At 71.4% G+C, this 17,016-nt stretch carries 18 protein-coding genes; 12 read left to right on the top strand and 6 right to left on the bottom strand.

Translation table 11 applies throughout. The features are described 5' to 3' along the window. Positions 1-16 precede the first annotated feature (16 nt). Positions 17-937 (bottom strand): hypothetical protein, encoded by a 921-nt coding sequence (locus tag ACWGJ2_RS08850; protein ID WP_453345289.1) that lies wholly within the window; start codon positions 935-937, stop codon positions 17-19. Between the two features lie 223 nt (positions 938-1,160). Here ACWGJ2_RS08850 and ACWGJ2_RS08845 point away from each other — a divergent pair, with 223 nt between their 5' ends. Continuing rightward, entirely contained in the window at positions 1,161-2,066 is a 906-nt protein-coding gene (locus ACWGJ2_RS08845) for an amidohydrolase family protein (RefSeq protein ID WP_453345327.1), read from the top strand. Positions 2,067-2,110: 44 nt separating this feature from the next. Here the strand turns inward: ACWGJ2_RS08845 and ACWGJ2_RS08840 are convergent, their stop codons facing one another. From ACWGJ2_RS08840 to ACWGJ2_RS08820, 5 genes are all read right to left on the bottom strand, one after another. After that, entirely contained in the window at positions 2,111-2,743 is a 633-nt protein-coding gene (locus tag ACWGJ2_RS08840; RefSeq protein WP_453345288.1) for a TIGR03085 family metal-binding protein, read from the bottom strand. 106 nt (positions 2,744-2,849) lie between these two features. After that, positions 2,850-3,440: a hypothetical protein gene (locus tag ACWGJ2_RS08835; protein ID WP_453345287.1), complete on the bottom strand. Its 591-nt coding sequence runs from the start codon at positions 3,438-3,440 to the stop codon at positions 2,850-2,852. Positions 3,441-3,458: 18 nt separating this feature from the next. After that, positions 3,459-5,624, bottom strand: coding sequence for a hypothetical protein (locus ACWGJ2_RS08830; protein WP_453345286.1), 2,166 nt, complete (start codon positions 5,622-5,624; stop codon positions 3,459-3,461). Positions 5,625-5,685: 61 nt separating this feature from the next. Further along, positions 5,686-6,033, bottom strand: coding sequence for a hypothetical protein (locus tag ACWGJ2_RS08825; protein WP_453345285.1), 348 nt, complete (start codon positions 6,031-6,033; stop codon positions 5,686-5,688). 137 nt (positions 6,034-6,170) lie between these two features. Continuing rightward, positions 6,171-6,749, bottom strand: a complete 579-nt coding sequence (locus tag ACWGJ2_RS08820; protein WP_453345284.1) for a hypothetical protein — start codon at positions 6,747-6,749, stop codon at positions 6,171-6,173. Between the two features lie 117 nt (positions 6,750-6,866). On the opposite strand from ACWGJ2_RS08820, the gene hisI reads away from it, so the two are divergent. From hisI to lgt, 11 genes are all read left to right on the top strand, one after another. After that, complete coding sequence (hisI, locus tag ACWGJ2_RS08815; RefSeq protein ID WP_453345283.1) at positions 6,867-7,223, top strand: phosphoribosyl-AMP cyclohydrolase; 357 nt, start codon at positions 6,867-6,869, stop codon at positions 7,221-7,223. Between the two features lie 164 nt (positions 7,224-7,387). Then, a complete protein-coding gene (locus tag ACWGJ2_RS08810) occupies positions 7,388-8,938 on the top strand; it encodes an anthranilate synthase component I (RefSeq protein ID WP_453345282.1) in 1,551 nt (516 codons plus the stop codon). After that, positions 8,935-9,672 (top strand): TIGR02234 family membrane protein, encoded by a 738-nt coding sequence (locus ACWGJ2_RS08805; RefSeq protein WP_453345281.1) that lies wholly within the window; start codon positions 8,935-8,937, stop codon positions 9,670-9,672. Before ACWGJ2_RS08810 ends, ACWGJ2_RS08805 begins: the two co-directional genes overlap by 4 nt. Positions 9,673-10,301: 629 nt before the next feature. Next, positions 10,302-10,538, top strand: coding sequence for an HGxxPAAW family protein (locus ACWGJ2_RS08800; protein WP_453345280.1), 237 nt, complete (start codon positions 10,302-10,304; stop codon positions 10,536-10,538). A gap of 44 nt (positions 10,539-10,582) precedes the next feature. Then, positions 10,583-10,972 (top strand): DUF2752 domain-containing protein, encoded by a 390-nt coding sequence (locus ACWGJ2_RS08795; RefSeq protein WP_453345279.1) that lies wholly within the window; start codon positions 10,583-10,585, stop codon positions 10,970-10,972. A gap of 170 nt (positions 10,973-11,142) precedes the next feature. Then, the gene (gene trpC, locus ACWGJ2_RS08790; protein WP_453345278.1) at positions 11,143-11,949 is read left to right on the top strand and encodes an indole-3-glycerol phosphate synthase TrpC; all 807 of its coding nucleotides are present in this window, start codon (positions 11,143-11,145) and stop codon (positions 11,947-11,949) included. A gap of 111 nt (positions 11,950-12,060) precedes the next feature. Next, positions 12,061-12,234 (top strand): tryptophan biosynthesis modulator TrpM, encoded by a 174-nt coding sequence (gene trpM, locus ACWGJ2_RS08785; RefSeq protein WP_453345277.1) that lies wholly within the window; start codon positions 12,061-12,063, stop codon positions 12,232-12,234. 419 nt (positions 12,235-12,653) lie between these two features. After that, positions 12,654-13,919: a tryptophan synthase subunit beta gene (gene trpB, locus ACWGJ2_RS08780; RefSeq protein WP_453345276.1), complete on the top strand. Its 1,266-nt coding sequence runs from the start codon at positions 12,654-12,656 to the stop codon at positions 13,917-13,919. Then, on the top strand, positions 13,916-14,746 hold the full coding sequence (gene trpA, locus ACWGJ2_RS08775; RefSeq protein ID WP_453345275.1) for a tryptophan synthase subunit alpha: 831 nt from the start codon (positions 13,916-13,918) through the stop codon (positions 14,744-14,746). Before trpB ends, trpA begins: the two co-directional genes overlap by 4 nt. Before the next feature lie 195 nt (positions 14,747-14,941). Then, entirely contained in the window at positions 14,942-15,691 is a 750-nt protein-coding gene (locus ACWGJ2_RS08770; RefSeq protein ID WP_453345274.1) for a DsbA family protein, read from the top strand. A gap of 183 nt (positions 15,692-15,874) precedes the next feature. Further along, on the top strand, positions 15,875-16,876 hold the full coding sequence (gene lgt, locus ACWGJ2_RS08765) for a prolipoprotein diacylglyceryl transferase (RefSeq protein WP_453345273.1): 1,002 nt from the start codon (positions 15,875-15,877) through the stop codon (positions 16,874-16,876). Positions 16,877-17,016: the final 140 nt, after the last annotated feature.

Raw genomic sequence — 17,016 nt, 5'->3', positions numbered from 1 at the left:
CGAACTGCCGGAGTAGCTAACGGGCCCTGCCCCGTGAACCGGAGAGGCCGGGGGCCGAGGAGGTGCGGGTGGCGGGAATGGTGGCGCTCGCGGGGTCGCGTGGGGTTACTGGCCTGGCCTCTGGGGACATCGACCTGATGTCCGGCATCGAGTGGGACCGGCCGCGCGCCGGTCGGGCGGATGCCGCCGCGACCCGCTCGGGGAAGAGGTAGGCCCTGGCGTCCGGCGCCTGTCGCGGGCCGTTGCCCGTCTCGTGTCCGCTTCTGGTGGAAGGGGCGGCCGACGGCGCGGGCGAGTACGCGGCGGCGGCCCGTCGAGTGGTCGGGGGAGTGGACGGGGGAGTGGACGGGGGCGCGGCGCGGGACGCGTCGGAACCCTGGAGGGAAGGGGCCGGCTGTGCCTGCCGTGCCACGGGCGGTGGCGGGGTCACGGGTGCGGGGGAGGTCACGGGGGTCGACGGGACGACCACCACACCGGTCAGCGGCGCGGGTTCCGGCGCGGCGCCCTGGCCGGGGAGGGCCGAAGGAGCCTCGCGCCCGTGCCGCTCGTACAGCGGCAGAATCGGGCTCTGCGGGTAGTACATCTCCCGCTCGGGCGTGAAGTGCTGCTTGACGACGTTGGCTGCCGTGACGAGCGCCAGCCCCGCACCGGCCATGTACGTGGAGCCCACGCTTCCCGCGCCGTAGAGCCCGAACCCCGTCAGATTGAGAGTTCCACCGACGGCTCTTATCAGGCTGGGTTTCTCGTGCACCTCGTCGGGCTTGCGGTAGATGGCGTAGGCGAGAGCGGCCTCGTTCAGCACCATGTTGAGACCTTCGAGACCGGCGATTCCCGTGCCTACGCCGTAGGTCTGCACACTGTCCTTGAATTTTCCGACGGCCTTGACCGCGGGTGACAGGTCATTGGCGGCGGAAGTGAGCCACTCGTTCAGTTGCACACCGTTGAGCATCATATTTCCGCCCCGTTCGCCTTGGCGCGTGGCGTATGCGCAGGGGCTCAGGGCCACCTCCGCATACGACTCCTTCCTGCCCCAGGCTCTCCGCGCGCCCTCGCCCGTGCCCGAACCCCGGACCAACGGAAGTTGACGGAGGGGAAACGATCACGTGCTGACGCCCGCCCGGGCGATACGGCAGGATGTGGCCCATGAGCATCCGCACGGCGTGGGCCGAAAGGCGTTGACGGCCAACGAGACCGGTGAGGTCAGCGAGGTCCGGCGGTTCTGGGGCGGGCTCGGGCTTCCCGGGCTGATCGACGTCCACACCCACTTCATGCCCGAGCGCGTCCTGCACAAGGTCTGGGACTACTTCGACACCAGCGGACCCCTGATCGGCGGCCTGGAGTGGCCGATCACCTACCGCAAGGCGGAGGCGGAGCGGACGGCTCTGCTCCGGGACTTCGGCGTCCGGGCCTTCACCGCGATGCTCTACCCGCACAAGCCCGGCATGGCCAGGTGGCTGAACGGCTGGGCCGCCGACTTCGCCCGTCGCACCCCGGACTGCCTGCACACCGCCACCCTCTACCCCGAGCCGGGTGTCGGGACGTATGTCCGCGAGGCTGTCGAGGCGGGGGCACGGGTGTTCAAGGCGCATGTGCAGGTGGGCGTTTACGATCCGGCCGACGAACGGCTCCAGGAGACGTGGGGGATGCTGGCCGAGGCCGGGATACCCGTGGTGCTGCACTGCGGTTCAGGGCCCGCGCCCGGCAAGTACACAGGGCCCGAGCCCGTCGCGCGGGTGCTCGCGCGGCACCCGAAGCTGCGGCTGATTGTCGCGCACATGGGCATGCCGGAGTACGAGGAGTTCCTCGGCCTGGCCGAGCGCTACGACGAGGTACGGCTGGACACGACGATGACGTTCACCGACTTCACCGAGCGGCTCATGCCGTTCCCCCGCCGGACCCTGCCCCGGCTTGCCGCACTGGGCGACCGCATTCTGCTCGGCTCCGACTACCCCAACATCCCCTATCCCTATCCGCACCAGCTCCACGCCCTGGAGCGGCTGGACCTGGGCCCCGAGTGGCTGCGGGCCGTGTGCCACGACAACGCGGCGGACCTGTTCGGCCTGTAGCGCCGAGCCCCCGCACACCCTCACCCCGCCGCGCCGGGCGGGCGTCACAGGCCCAGCTTGGCCTCGTACACGCGGGCCACGGTCTCCTTGTCGCCCTCCGCCTCGACGCGGGACGCCTCCTGGCGGCCGGAGACGAAGAGGAGCAGCTCGGCCGGGTCGCCGGTGACGGTGACCACGGGGGCGCCCTTGCGGGCGACGGTGGTCTGGCCGTTGGGGCGGCGCAGGACCAGGCCGACCGGCGACTTGCGCCCGAAGACCCGCGCCGTGCCCTCCAGCCGCTTCCACAGCGCGTCCTGGAAGACGGCGTCCAGCTCGCGCGGCGTCCAGTCGGGCCGCGCCCGCCGTACGTCCTCGGAGTGGATGAAGAACTCGACGGTGTTGGCGGCCTCGTCGACCTGCTTGATCGCGTACGGCGACATCCGCGGCGGACCCGTCCTGATGAGCTGGATCAGCTCCTCGTACGGCTTCGCGGCGAACTCCGACTGCACCCGCTCCAGTCGCGCGGCGAGCGGCTTGAACAGGAGACCGCCCGCCGCGTCCGTACGGCGCTCGCGCACGACCACGTGCGCGGCGAGGTCCCGGGCCAGCCAGCCCTCGCAGAGAGTCGGGGCCTCGGGCCCGTTGCTCTCCAACAGATCGGCCAGGATGAGGCGTTCACGCTTGGCATGGGTGGACATGCGGCAAGCGTACGGCCGCACCCCCGAAGCCGCGACGATTTGGGACGGCGTGGCCGGCCCTCCCCGCGTCTTCCCGGCCGGCCTCCGGGCGGCCGGGGCTCCGCGTCTACGCGTCGCAGCCCTGCTTCTCGTACGCCGCCGAGAGGTACCCGCGCACGAACCGCTCCAGCGCCTTCCTGCGCTCCGGCACCTTCTCGGGGGTGTCGGTCAGCAGGTCGACCTGGAGCGCGAAGGTGGTGTCCTCGCCCTTGCCGGGGCACGACTTGACGGCCAGCGCGCCCCGGTCCGCGATCCGCGCACCGTCGCCGATGTCCGCCTCGCGCGGGTGCCCGTACCGTTCCAGCGTCCCCTTCTTCACCTCCAGCGGATCGGCGCCGTCCGGGACCGCGTCGCGCCTGACCCGGAGGGACGGGGAGAACTTCTCCCCGTCCTCCCGTACGACGTCGATCCCGCACGAGGCCCCCGACGCGCTGACCGCGCCCGGCCGGGCCCGTACCTCCGTGCCCGTGGGCAGCAGCGGAGCGAGCGTGTCCGGATCGACGTCGGTGCCGCAGACGCGGTCCGGTACCGCGTAGTCCCGCGTGGGCGGCGACGAGCAGCCCGCGGCGCCCGCCCCGAGCGCGGCGGCGAGGACAGCGACGAGGACGGTGCGGCCGGGGCGGACGGTGCGCGGAAGACGCGCTGAACTGTGTGTCACGGAGTGAAGATCCTCGCCTCAGTGCGGGGGCTGCCTGCCGGGGAGACCCTGCGCGGTCTTGTTGCCGTTCGACGCCGCGCTGTTGATCTCCTCGGTGAGGGTGTAGGTGCTGCCGTCGTCGCCCGGGTTCGCCGTCTTCCAGCTCTTCGCCAGCGCTTCGAGCTGGCTCTCGCGCCCCTCGAAGACCTCGCCGTTCTGCTGGCGTGTCTCCTGGGTGACGCGGGCCTCCTCGTCCAGCCGCCAGCCGTACGAGAGGAGGTACGCCTCCCGGTCGACGATCCCGGCCACATGCGCCTGCGGGATGAAGCTCGCGACCGTTCCCGCACCGTGGTAGGCGAACGTCTGCTTCCAGGCGATGTCCTTCTTCTCGCCCGCGTCGGCGTCGGCCAGCGCCTGGTAGCGGGCCTCCTCCAGGAAGCCGACGGTGCGTCCCGCGCGCTGGAGCGTCTCCTTCGGGTCCTCGGGCTTGTCGGTGTGGATGTCGTGCGCCATCTCCCGGTTCAGCCCGTCGTTGAGCAGGTTGTACGAGTCCTGGTCGCGTGACACCTGCTTGGTGACCTCCAGGAGCTGCCTGCGGTCCAGCTCCTTCGGGTCGTCGGGGTGGTCGGCCTGCGCCGAGGCCGTGTAGTGCACGGCGTCCCCGTGGTTGACGAGGATCTTCGCCATGTCGTCGCGCATCTCGGAAGGAAAGTCGTCCTTGCGCTCCGAGAGGTACTGGAGGGAGTTCTCCAGCACCGCGCGCTGCTGCGGGGTGTGCTCGCCGGTGGCGGGCGCCTGCGGATTACTCGGGTCGATGCCGGTGGCACCGGCGACGAGCGCCGCGCCGGTCGCCTCCTTCACCGCGCTGGGGCCCTTGTAGTCGTCGCTGCTGGAGCCGAAGCCGTCGCCCGGCGGCACGTCGGTGAACGACGGCCGGTCCTTGAGCAGCCACTTCGAGTTGTCCTGCGGCTCCTTCGCGCTGAAGAACTCCGAGGACGCGTCCGGGTTGTGGGAGAGCGCGGTCATGTAGCCCGTCATGGGGTCCACGCCCGCGTCGCCCGCCGAGCCCTCCCCGTGGTGGAGCTGGCCGACCTGCGCGTAGGACGGCATCTTGTCCCAGGGCAGCACGTTCTCGCGGCTCTTGCCGCCGGGCCCTGGGTCCTTGACGTCGCCGGTGTTGTCCTTCTCGTACTTGACCAGCGCGTTTCCGTAGTCGTTCAGGAACTCCGTCTCGTACTTGCCGTGCCGCATCAGGTTGCTCATGGCCTGGAAGCCGCGGACGTTCCTGTGGTGGTCCGTGCCGTCGACGGTCGTGCCGCCGAGGGCGATGGTCCGCTCCTTCCAGTTGTCCATGGCCGCGCTGTCCGAGTGGCTGGCCGTGGCGAGGGTGGAGCCGAGCTGGGTCTCCAGTGTGCCCAGCAGCTTCGTGCGCGCGTCGCGGTCCCCGTAGTTCGTGCCGTCGTCCAGCGTGACCGCGCCGGAGAAGAACTTGAGCGTCCCCTCCGGGCCCATCCCCGTGGCGACGCGCTCCGCGAAGAGCGGATCGCCCTCGTTCCGCTTCATGATCGCGTTGAGGCGGGACAGCTCGTCGTTCGTCAGCTTGTCCGGGTCCTTCTTGGTCAGGCTGACGAAGTCGTCCGAGTCCTTGACCGCCTGCTCCGCGCTGTCGAAGCTCTTGATGCCGGTGGAGAGGAAGTTGTACTTGTCCTTGGCGTGGTGCCTGAGCGACTCCGCCGCCGTACGGTCGGTCTTCGCCGCCGCCGTCAGCACGTCCTCGATGTCCTTGACGACCGCGTCGATCTCCGCCTGTGTCGGCTTCGGGTCCGCGCCCTCCTTGGGCTCGACGCGGCCCGTCGCCGTCACATGGATGTTCTTGCCCGCGCGGTCGACGGCGTCCTTGAGGTCCTGCTTGTGTTTGGTGAACTTGCTGTGCGCGCCTTCGAGGATCGTGTGCACGCTTCTGGTGGCGGTGACGACGTCCTTGAACTCGTCCGCCGTCCTCGTCACGAACTCCTTGGTGACGGTGGCGTTCTTGCCCGCCCAGTCGGCGCCGTTGGCCTTCTTCGCCATGTCGGCGGCGTTGATCTCGCCCCCGGCGTCCTCGCCGGACAGCTTCGTCAGCTTGTCCAGCATCTGCTGCCAGTCGGTGACGGCTTCCTTGAGCTTCCCGAGCCGCAGGTCGTTGAGCTCTTGGTACGTGACCACGACGTAGTCCCCCGCTTCACTGCTCGCTGTGCCGTGTCGCTCTGTTCTGTGTTCCGCTTCGTTACTTGATGTACTCGTTGATGCGCGACACGGTCATCGCCTTGCCGTCGGCCGTCTTCATCTGCGTCGCGATCTTGTCCTCGTCCTTCGCGTGCTGGGCGCGCGAGTAGTCGAGGTGGTTGGAGATGTGCGCGCACGCCTCCTTGAGGGTGCCCAGCTTGGTGTTCCAGGCGTCGTGCAGCTCGGTGAGCGCCGAGCCCATGTCCAGGCCGTCGTTGAACAGCTCGATGGACGCGTCGAACGTGGTCTGTCTGGCGTGGTCGGCGTCGGTGGAGAGCTTCTGGCGCAGGTCGTGGGCGAGATTGCCCAGCGCGCCCAGCTCGTCGTCGTGGACGACCAGATCGGTCATACAGTCCTCCCCGTTACGTGCAGCTCCGGCCCTTTTACCCGCCGTTTCCGGCCGCGGGCCTTGACCTCGACGTTACCCACGGCAGAGCGTCCGCTGTCGCGATCTCCGCAGCGGTCACGGGGTCTTCACATTACGGATCACGGAGTGGCGGAGCCGCCGGGGAGGGGAGCGGTGAGCTTCGGGCCCTCCCGCCCGGAGCGGAGGGTGAGCGCGCAGGAGGACGTGGACGCGCCCTGCTCGCTGTGCGTACGGAGCGACGGGTAGATCGCGTAGTAGTGGTAGCCGCGCCCGTCCTGCGGTATCGACTTCATCCGCCGCGCCGCGTCCGCCTCGCACAGGGCCAGCGCCTTCTCGCGCAGCTTCGCCGCCGTCTTGAAGGAGCCCCGCAGCTTCTCCTCGGCGATGACCTCGCCGTCGTGCGGGCGGTCGCACGACCTGCGCTCGACGCGGGTGACGCCGTGGCTGAGCGCCGGGTGGTCGAAGCAGTCGCCGCGCTCCAGCTCCTCGTCGTACAGCACGGGCGCGCTCGGGGAGCCCGCGGCCCGCGCCTCCAGGCGGGCCCGCTGCGCGGCGATCTCCTCCGTGTCGTCGCCGAGCAGCAGCACCACACCGAGGGTGACGACGGCCGTCACGATCAGCACCAGCGCGAGCACGGGGACGGCGGCCCTGCGGGTGAGCTTGCGGGCGTCCTCGGGCGGCGGCGTGGCACGGCTCATGGCGGCGAGCATTCCCCCCGCCGGTGACATCGGGTCTGCCACGCCGTGAACGGAAGGTGCGCGTCCACGGCCCGGACACGGCGACGGGAGGCCGCGCGCGTGCGCGAGAATGGACGCATGTCCGCGAACTCCCTCGACCCCGCCGTCGCCGCGCGCCTCAAGCGCAACCCCGACGGTCTGGTCCCCGCCATCGCCCAGCAGTACGACACCGGCGAGGTGCTGATGCTCGGCTGGATGGACGACGAGGCGCTGCACCGCACCCTCACCACGGGCCGCGCCACCTACTGGAGCCGCAGCCGCCAGGAGTACTGGGTGAAGGGCGACACCTCAGGGCATGTGCAGCATGTGAAGTCGGTGGCGCTGGACTGCGACGCGGACACTGTGCTGGTCAAGGTCGACCAGGTCGGCGCCGCCTGCCACACGGGGGACCGCACCTGCTTCGACGCCGGTGAACTGCGGCTCGACGCCAGCTAGTCCGGCCCGGACCCGCACCCGGCCCGAACCCGCACCCGGACCGAAACCCCGAATCGGCCTCGGACCCGAACCCGGAGCCGGACCGGTGAACCCGGCCGGTTTCGGCCCGTAGCGCCTGTACGCGCTTCCTGCCCCGCACGGCCCGCCCAGTAAGGTCAGCGCCCATGACGACTCCGGACCTCGACACCTTCCGCACGCTCGCGAAGGACCGAAGGGTCATCCCGGTCACCCGACGCCTGCTCGCCGACGGCGACACCCCCATCGCCCTCTACCGCAAGCTCGCGGCCGAGCGCCCCGGCACCTTCCTGCTGGAGTCCGCCGAGAACGGGCGCACGTGGTCGCGCTACTCCTTCGTCGGCGTCCGCAGCGCCGCCGCGCTCACCGTCAGGGACGGGCAGGCGCACTGGCTCGGCACCCCGCCCGTCGGCGTGCCGACCGAAGGGGACCCGCTGCGGGCGCTGCGCGAGACGGTCGAGGCCCTGCACACCCCGCGCGACCTGCACGAGGGCACGGACCTGCCGCCCTTCACCGGCGGCATGGTCGGCTATCTCGGCTACGACATCGTGCGGCGCCTGGAGAAGGTCGGCGACAGCCCGACCACGCGGGACGACCTGGGGCTGCCCGAGCTGACGATGCTGCTCGCCTCGGACCTGGCCGTGCTGGACCACCGCGACGGCAGCGTGCTGCTGATCGCCAACGCGATCAACCACAACGACCTCGACACGGGCGTCGATGAGGCGTACGCCGACGCGGTACGCCGCCTCGACGCCATGGCCGCCGACCTCGCGCGCCCCGCGCCCGTGGCCCCCGTCGCGCTGCCGCCCTCCGAGCTGCCGGACTACGCGGCGCGCTCGGGCGGCGAGACGTACCAGGGCTGGGTCGAGGACATCAAGGAGCGCATCCGCGCGGGCGAGGCGTTCCAGGTGGTGCCCTCGCAGCGCTTCGAGACGCCCTGCGGGGCGTCGGCGCTCGACGTCTACCGTGTGCTGCGCGCCACCAACCCGAGCCCGTACATGTACCTGTTCCGCTTCGCCGCCGCCGAGGACGGTGACGGGGACGGTTCTCCCGGCTTTGACGTCGTCGGATCGAGCCCTGAGGCGCTGGTCAAGGTCGAGGACGGGCGCGCGATGATGCACCCCATCGCGGGGACGCGCCCGCGCGGCGAGACCCCGCAGCGCGACACGGCGCTGGCCGAGGAGCTGCTGGCCGACCCCAAGGAGCGGGCCGAGCACCTGATGCTTGTCGACCTCGGGCGCAACGACCTGGGCAAGGTGTGCGAACCCGGCAGCGTCGAGGTCGTCGACTTCATGTCCGTCGAGCGCTACAGCCATGTCATGCACATCGTCTCCACCGTGACGGGACGGCTCGCGCAGGGCCGTACGGCCTTCGACGCGCTGACCGCCTGCTTCCCCGCCGGGACGCTCTCCGGGGCGCCGAAGCCGCGCGCGCTCCAGATCATCGAGGAGCTGGAGCCGACCCGTCGCGGCGTCTACGGAGGCTGCGTCGGCTATCTCGACTTCGCGGGCGACAGCGACACCGCCATCGCCATCCGCACGGCGCTGCTCAAGGAGGGCACGGCCTATGTGCAGGCGGGCGCGGGCGTCGTCGCCGACTCCGACCCGGAGGCCGAGGACACCGAGTGCCGGAACAAGGCGGCGGCGGTGCTGAGGGCGGTCCGCACGGCCGAGCGGCTCGGCGGTAGCGTGGAGGGGTGACTTCCGTACCCCCGGCTCGTACCCCGGACGCCGCCGCCGTGGCCGAGGGCGACGCCGACGCCGAGACCGGCACCTCCTCCGACGCGGGTTCCGGCTCCGGATCCGGCTCCAGCGCGGCGCCCGCGACCCCTTCGCGCTCGCGCGGGGCCCGTCGCGCGCTCGGCCTCGCGCTGCTCTTCGGCGCGCTCGGCGCCGCGCTGGCGCTGGTCGCCTCGGGCCAGGTGTGGGGCAGCTCCGCCGTGCCCTTCGCGCAGAGCGAGCTGTCCGTGCAGGTCAAGGGCAGCGACGTGACGGGGCTCCCGAGCGCCCTCGCGCTCGTCGGGCTCGCCGCGCTGGTCGCGGTCTTCGCCGTACGACGTGCGGGACGCGTCCTCGTCGCCACGCTGCTCACCCTCTGCGGCGCCGGCACGCTGGCGGCGGCGCTGCTCGGGGTGGGCGACACGAGCGCGCTCAACGAGAAGGCGGCCGAGGCCAGCGGGATCGCCCAGAACGGCATCAGCGACGCGGCCGTCTTCAACGCCTGGCCGTACGTCTCCGCCGCGGGCGGCGCGCTGCTTCTCCTCGCGGGGCTGCTGGCGCTGCGGTACGGGGCGGGGTGGCCGTCGATGTCCGGGAGCGGGCGGTACGAGCGCACGGGGCGCTCCTCCCGTAAGGGTGCCGCGCGGCCCGCCGTCGACCCGGAGCGCCCCGAGGACCTCTGGAAGGCCCTGGACCGCGGCGAAGACCCCACCTGATCCCTCCGGGGCCCCTGGGGTATGACGGGGCCACGCTGTGCCACGGCAACTCCCCCCCCGGGGGCCGGTCGGCCCCGCGTCCGGCCTCCCCTTTGCCGCCGAAGCGGTGGCGCGCCCGTATGGCGTGGGTCCGACGGAATGCCACGGCTGCCTGACCCCCGGAGTTGTCCGTGACCGAGCTTGCGCGTGTACTGGATGCCGCCGGACTCTCCCAGCGGGGGCTGGGCGCCGATGCGGCGGATGAGGGAACGTGCCGTTCCCTCACCTGCGGGATGGCGGAGGGGCGCGTCGGTCCGCCCCGTGGCGGCGAGGGCACCCCTCTCCCGTCTTGCGTGGTCACGGGACGTGCCGTTCCTCGCCCGCATGGTGACAGGGGCGCCTCACCCCCCCCATCCGCACGGCGACACGGGCGTGCCGGGACCAAGCCGTGGAGGCGGGGCGCGTCGGCAACGCGCCCCTTGGCGCAGGGTGCCGGAGGCGTCGGGGGCGGGGCGGGGGAGGGCTCCGGGAGGGGGTGAGTGCGTGGGGGAGGCGGGGGAGGCGTCGGGGGAGAGGCGACCCCGAGCCCACGCAGCCGTCATTGTCGAGAGACAATGACGGCCCAGCACGTTGATATACGAGGAGCACACATGGCGGGCAACAGCCACGGACACACCCCGGCCGCGTGGACGGGTGTCATCATCGCCTTCATCGGTTTCTGCATCTCCGGGGCCTTCACGGTGCTGGCCCAGCCGATCGGTGTCGTCGCGGGGCTCGTGGTGGTCGCCCTCGGCGGTGTCGTCGGCATGGCCATGCGCGCCGCGGGCCTCGGCCAGGCGAAGCCGAGCAACCGCGCCGGGGCGCAGCCGCAGGGGCAGGCGTCCTGAGCGAGCGGCGTTCCTTCCTGACGGGGCACCGGGCCCTGGGTCCGGTGTCGCGCCTCGCCGCGCCGGTGGGCACTCTCGTGGCCGTCGGCGCGGCTTTCGCGTACGTGGGCACCGTCGACCCCAACCAGCCGGGTCACTATCCGGCCTGCCCGCTGCTCCAGCTCACGGGGATCTTCTGTCCCGGCTGCGGCGGGCTGCGCTGCGCGCACGCCGTCGCGCACGGCGACCTCGGCACCGCTCTGGGCGCGAACGCGCTGGTGGTCGTCGGCTTCGCCGCCTTCGCCGTCTTCTGGGTGCACTGGTTCTGGCGCGCGGCGCGGTCGCGTTCCGTCTCCGTTCCGCTGCGGAGCGTCCACTGGTGGATCATCGGCGCACTGGCTCTGACCTTCACCGTTGTCCGAAACTTGCCCCTCGGCTCCGCACTGGCTCCCTGACAACATCCACTGCCTCGAGATGCCGCGCCAGTGATTTGTCCGGAATATGGGACCGAAGTCAACCGGATGCGGGACCTCCGTCCCCCGCCCGATACCATCGCAGTGCCTGCCCTGACCATCCCCCGCGTCACACGCGGGGGGCCGTACCAAGCCAGAAGGGGGCCGCTCGCGTGAGTGTGCTCGACGAGATCATCGAAGGTGTGCGTGAAGACCTCGCGGAACGGCAGTCGCGCGTCAGCCTCGACGACCTCAAGGAGCGCGCGGCGAAGGCGCCCCAGGCGAAGGACGGCGTCGCCGCGCTGAAGGGCGACGGCATCAAGGTCATCTGCGAGGTCAAGCGCTCCAGCCCCTCCAAGGGCGCGCTCGCGGCCATCGCGGACCCGGCCGGGCTCGCCGCCGACTACGAGGCGGGCGGTGCCTCCGTCATCTCCGTGCTCACCGAGCAGCGCCGGTTCGGCGGCTCGCTGGCCGATCTGGACGCGGTCCGCGCGAAGGTGGACATCCCGGTGCTGCGCAAGGACTTCATCTTCTCCTCGTACCAGTTGTGGGAGGCACGGGCGCACGGCGCCGACCTCGCGCTGCTGATCGTCGCCGCGCTGGAGCAGGAGGCCCTGGTCTCGCTGATCGAGCGCGCGGAGTCGATCGGGCTGACGCCGCTGGTCGAGGCGCACGACGAGGAAGAGGTGGAGCGGGCCGTGGCGGCGGGCGCGAAGATCGTCGGCGTGAACGCCCGCAACCTCAAGACGCTCGAAGTGGACCGCGGCAACTTCACGCGCATCGCGCCGGAGATCCCTGACCACCTCGTGAAGGTCGCCGAATCGGGCGTGCGCGGCCCGCACGATCTGATCGCCTACGCGAACGACGGCGCCGACGCCGTGCTGGTCGGCGAGTCGCTGGTGACGGGCAAGGACCCGAAGACCGCCGTCGCCGACCTCGTCGCGGCCGGTACCCACCCGGCGATCCGGCACGGGCGCTGACGGGGCCCCGGGCGCACCACAGATGGCCTAGTCTCGGGGCCGGGAACAATGACCGGGACAACAGAAGGCCCAGGACAGAGAGCCCGAGGGCCCGAGGGACTGACCGGAGGAATGCTCGTGTACGCGCGGTACGCAAGGCTCGCACGCGGTTGCCGACCGCGTGGCTGCCGTGCGCCCGCGCGCAGGGTGCACGGGCGCCGGGTGCGCTATCACATCGGCAGCGAGCCAGGGCAGGTCCGCGGCCGTCGATGGCCCGGCCGGCCCGGCGAAGCGCCCGCGCACTGACGCGTCGACGCAGTGACGCACTGACACGCTGACGAGCCGCTACAGGCCCGCCGCCTTCGCGGTACGGGCTCCTGGCCCCTGGCCCGCTCCTCTTCCGGACCGCCGCGTCCGAGGGGGCGCAGTGACCGTAGCGAACCGTCCCGCCGCTCGCGTAGCCGCGCGCTTTCGCCGCTGGTCCACACGCTTGGTACGCACACTCCGCGGGCGTCCGCGGACGCCGGTGCCGAGCCGCCTCGCCGCCCGCGCGGAACCCGGCCCTCCGACCCACCGCCGGAGCTCGTCGGGCCCTCGCCGGACCCCCGTCGGACCCCGCGAGGCATCGGGCGCCGCGCGCCGCTGCGGCGGTTTTCGGCCGTATCCGTGGACCCTCACTACCTACGCACCCATGCACGCTTCTCACGTCTCAAGGAGCACGTCGGATGTCCGACTACTTCATCCCTGACCCCGAGGGTCAGATCCCGAGCGCCGAAGGCTACTTCGGCGCGTTCGGCGGCAAGTTCATCCCGGAGGCGCTCGTCGCGGCCGTGGACGAGGTCGCCGCCGAGTACGAGAAGGCGAAGTCCGACCCCGCCTTCGCCGCCGAGCTCGAAGACCTCATGGTCAACTACACGGGCCGCCCGAGCGCGCTGACCGAGGTACCGCGGTTCGCCGAGCATGCGGGTGGCGCGCGGATCTTCCTCAAGCGGGAGGACCTGAACCACACCGGCTCACACAAGATCAACAACGTGCTCGGCCAGGCCCTGCTGACCAAGCGCATGGGCAAGACCCGCGTCATCGCCGAGACCGGCGCGGGCCAGCACGGCGTGGCCACGGCCACCGCCTGCGCCCTGTTCGGCCTGGAGTGCACCGTCTACATGGGCGAGATCGACACCGAGCGCCAGGCGCTCAACGTCGCGCGCATGCGGATGCTCGGCGCCGAGGTCGTGCCCGTCACCTCCGGCAGCCGCACCCTCAAGGACGCCATCAACGAGGCGTTCCGCGACTGGGTGGCCAACGTGGACCGCACCCACTACCTCTTCGGTACGGTCGCGGGCCCGCACCCCTTCCCGCAGTTGGTGCGCGATTTCCACCGGGTCATCGGCGTCGAGGCGCGGCGGCAGATGCTGGAGCGTGCGGGACGGCTGCCCGACGCGGCCGTGGCCTGCGTCGGCGGCGGTTCCAACGCCATCGGCCTCTTCCACGCCTTCATCCCCGACGAGGGCGTCCGCCTGATCGGCTGCGAGGCGGCTGGGCACGGCGTGGAGTCCGGCGAGCACGCGGCGACCCTGTCCGTGGGCGAGCCCGGCATCCTGCACGGGTCGCGCTCGTACGTGCTCCAGGACGACGAGGGGCAGATCACCGAGCCGTACTCGATCTCGGCCGGTCTCGACTACCCGGGCATCGGGCCCGAGCACGCGTACCTCAAGGACAGCGGGCGCGGCGAGTACCGGCCCGTCACCGACGACCAGGCGATGCGCGCCCTGCGGCTGCTCTCCGAGACCGAGGGCATCATCCCGGCGATCGAGAGCGCGCACGCGCTGGCGGGTGCCCTGGAGGTCGGCCGGGAGCTGGGTACCGAGGGGCTGATCCTGGTCAACCTCTCCGGGCGCGGCGACAAGGACATGGACACGGCGGCCCGCTACTTCGGGCTGTACGACGAGAACGTCGAGAACGCCGGCGAGGCGGGCACGGGGGCGGACAAGTGAGCGGCAACATCGAGCTGTTGAACGCGACGCTGGCGAACGCGCGGGCCGAGAACAGGGCCGCGCTGGTGGGTTATCTGCCCGCCGGTTTCCCCACCGTCGACTGCGGGATCGCGGCGTGCGTGGCGCTGCTGGAGAGCGGCTGCGACGTGGTCGAGGTCGGGCTCCCGCACAGTGACCCGGTGCTGGACGGGCCCGTCATCCAGACCGCCGACGACGTGGCGCTGCGCGGCGGCGTCCGCATCGCCGACGTGCTGCGCACGGTGCGCGAGGCCCACGCGGCGACGGGCAAGCCGGTGCTGTGCATGACGTACTGGAACCCGGTCGACCGGTACGGCGTGGAGCGGTTCGCCGCGGAGATGGCCGAGGCGGGCGGCGCGGGCTGCATCCTGCCCGACCTGCCCGTCGAGGAGTCCGAGGTGTGGCGCAAGGCGGCCGAACAGCACGGTCTGGCCACCGTGTTCGTGGTCGCGCCCAGCAGCAAGGACGAGCGCCTGGCCAAGATCACGGCGGCGGGCAGCGGCTTCGTCTACGCGGCGTCGCTCATGGGCGTCACCGGCACCCGCGAGTCCGTAGGGCGCGAGGCCCAGGACCTGGTGGAGCGCACGCGCGCGACGACCGGTATTCCGGTCTGCGTGGGCCTGGGCGTCTCGAACGCGGGCCAGGCCGCCGAGGTGGCCGAGTTCGCCGACGGGGTCATCGTCGGCTCGGCCTTCGTGAAGAAGCTCCTCGCCCACCCGGACGACCTGGACGCCGGTCTCGCCGACGTGCGCGAGCTGGCCGGTGACCTGGCGAAGGGCGTACGGAGCCGGGGCGCGGCTGCGGTCTGAGACGAGCGCGGTCCGAGAAGGTCACGGTCCGAGACGGGCGTCGTCCAGGGCGCGACGTGACACGAACGTGTGAGCGGTGAGGCACCGCAGGGGCGCGGAACGGGGCATTTCCCGGGCCGCGCCCCTCCTTCTTTCGGGGGAAACGGCGATGGGCCCGCACGCGGCCGTGGCCCGCGTTCGTTGGCCCAGGGCGTGATGAGCGAGAAGAACCGTGAGGGAAAGCGCACCGCCCGGGAACAACTGCGGGAGCAGCGGGAACGGGAGAAGGCGGCGGAGAAGCGCGGCAGGGTGCTGAAGGTGAGCGCCGCCATCGTCGGCGTGCTGGCCGTCGCGGCGGTGGTGGGCGTGGTGGCCGCCAACCAGGGCGGCGGCGGGGGCGGTGAGGACGAGGGCAGTGCCTCGGCCAAGCCGATCTCCGTGGGCCAGAAGAAGGCGCCCGCCGAGCTGACCGTCTACGAGGACTTCAGGTGCCCCGCCTGCGGACAGTTCGAGAACGTGTTCCGCGACACGCTCCACAGCCTTGAGGAGGACGGCAAGCTCAAGGTCAACTACCACATCGTCAGCATCATCGACGGCGCCATGGGCGGCTCCGGCTCCAAGAACGCGGCGAACGCGGCGGTCTGCGCCCGTGACGAGGGCAGGTTCAAGGAGTACCACGACGTGCTCTTCCGGCATCAGCCCGAGGAGCAGGACGACGCCTTCGCGAACAAGAAGACGCTGATCGGCCTGGCCAAGAAGGTCGACGGGCTGGACGGCGCCGCGTTCCGGAGCTGTGTGAACGACGGCAAGCACGACAAGTGGGTCGAGCGGTCGACCACGGCCTTCCAGAACTCGGGCCACCAGGGGACCCCGACCGTCCTGCTCGACGGCAAGAATCTCTACGGCGACCAGAGCGACCCGCTCACCCCGCAGAAGCTGAAGAAGAAGATCGAGGCGAAGTCCTGACCCGTCGCGCCTCGATCGTCGTGCCCCGACCGTCGTGCCCTGGCCCGTCGGCCCTGATCCGTCGGTCCTGACCGCCGCCGTGCCGGAACCTCGTGTTCCGGTGCGGCGGCGGGCCTGTTATGGAGCCGTTGTGCCGGGCGCATTGCCGATGGCGCGGTGCGGCAGGGTAGCGTCAGGGACGCCATGGAGACCCTTGCCTTTTTCCCCAGTCCCTCGGCCGGCGAGATCCACCTCGGGCCGGTTCCGCTGCGCGGCTACGCGTTCTGCATCATCATCGGCGTGTTCGTCGCGGTCTGGCTCGGCGGACGCCGCTGGGTCGCACGCGGCGGACGGGTCGGCACGGTCGCGGACATCGCCGTGTGGGCCGTGCCCTTCGGCCTCGTCGGCGGTCGCCTCTACCACGTGATCACCGACTACCAGCTCTACTTCGGCGAGGGCCGCAACTGGGTCGACGCCTTCAAGATCTGGGACGGCGGTCTCGGCATCTGGGGCGCCATCGCGCTCGGCGCGCTCGGCGCCTGGATCGGCTGCCGCAGCCGTGGCATCCCGCTCCCCGCCTACGCCGACGCGGTCGCGCCGGGCATCGCCCTCGCGCAGGCGATCGGGCGCTGGGGCAACTGGTTCAACCAGGAGCTGTACGGCCGCGCCACCGATCTGCCCTGGGCCGTCGAGATCGACGCGGCGCACCGCCCCGTCGACACCCCGGACCTCGGCACGTACCACCCGACGTTCCTCTACGAGTCGCTGTGGTGCGTGGGCGTCGCGCTGCTGGTGATCTGGGCCGACCGCCGCTTCAAGCTGGGTCACGGCCGCGCCTTCGCGCTCTACGTCGCGGCGTACACGGTGGGCCGCTTCTGGATCGAGTACATGCGCGTGGACGACGCGCACCACATCCTCGGGATGCGGCTGAACAACTGGACCGCGATCGTGGTCTTCCTGGCCGCCGTCGCCTACATCGTCGTCTCCGCGAAGAAGTCCCCGGGCCGCGAGGAGACCGTCGAGCCGCGCGACCCCGACACTGATCCCGACGCGGAGTCCGGCGCCGAGCCCAGCCCCGAATCCGGCTCCGGTTCCGAATCCGGTTCCGACGCCGACCCCGAGACCGAGGGGGCCTCCAGCGACGGCGAGGAATCGACCGAGACCGGAGGCGGCACCGCGACGACGAAGAAGACGAAGAAGGTGTGAACCCCGGTCTCTTGACCAATATTTGACCCGAGCCCGGTCTCTTCCTTACGGTCCGTAAGGCAAGGGGCCGGGCGTCGTCATGTCCGGGCCCTGTCGCGGCACCGTTATGCCGTACCTGCACCATTCGTTCAATTAAGTGT

Source organism: Streptomyces sp. NPDC054796 (genome assembly GCF_053611545.1).
Note: the sequence above shows the minus strand (reverse complement) of the source record. Positions and strands in the feature narration are given on the sequence as shown.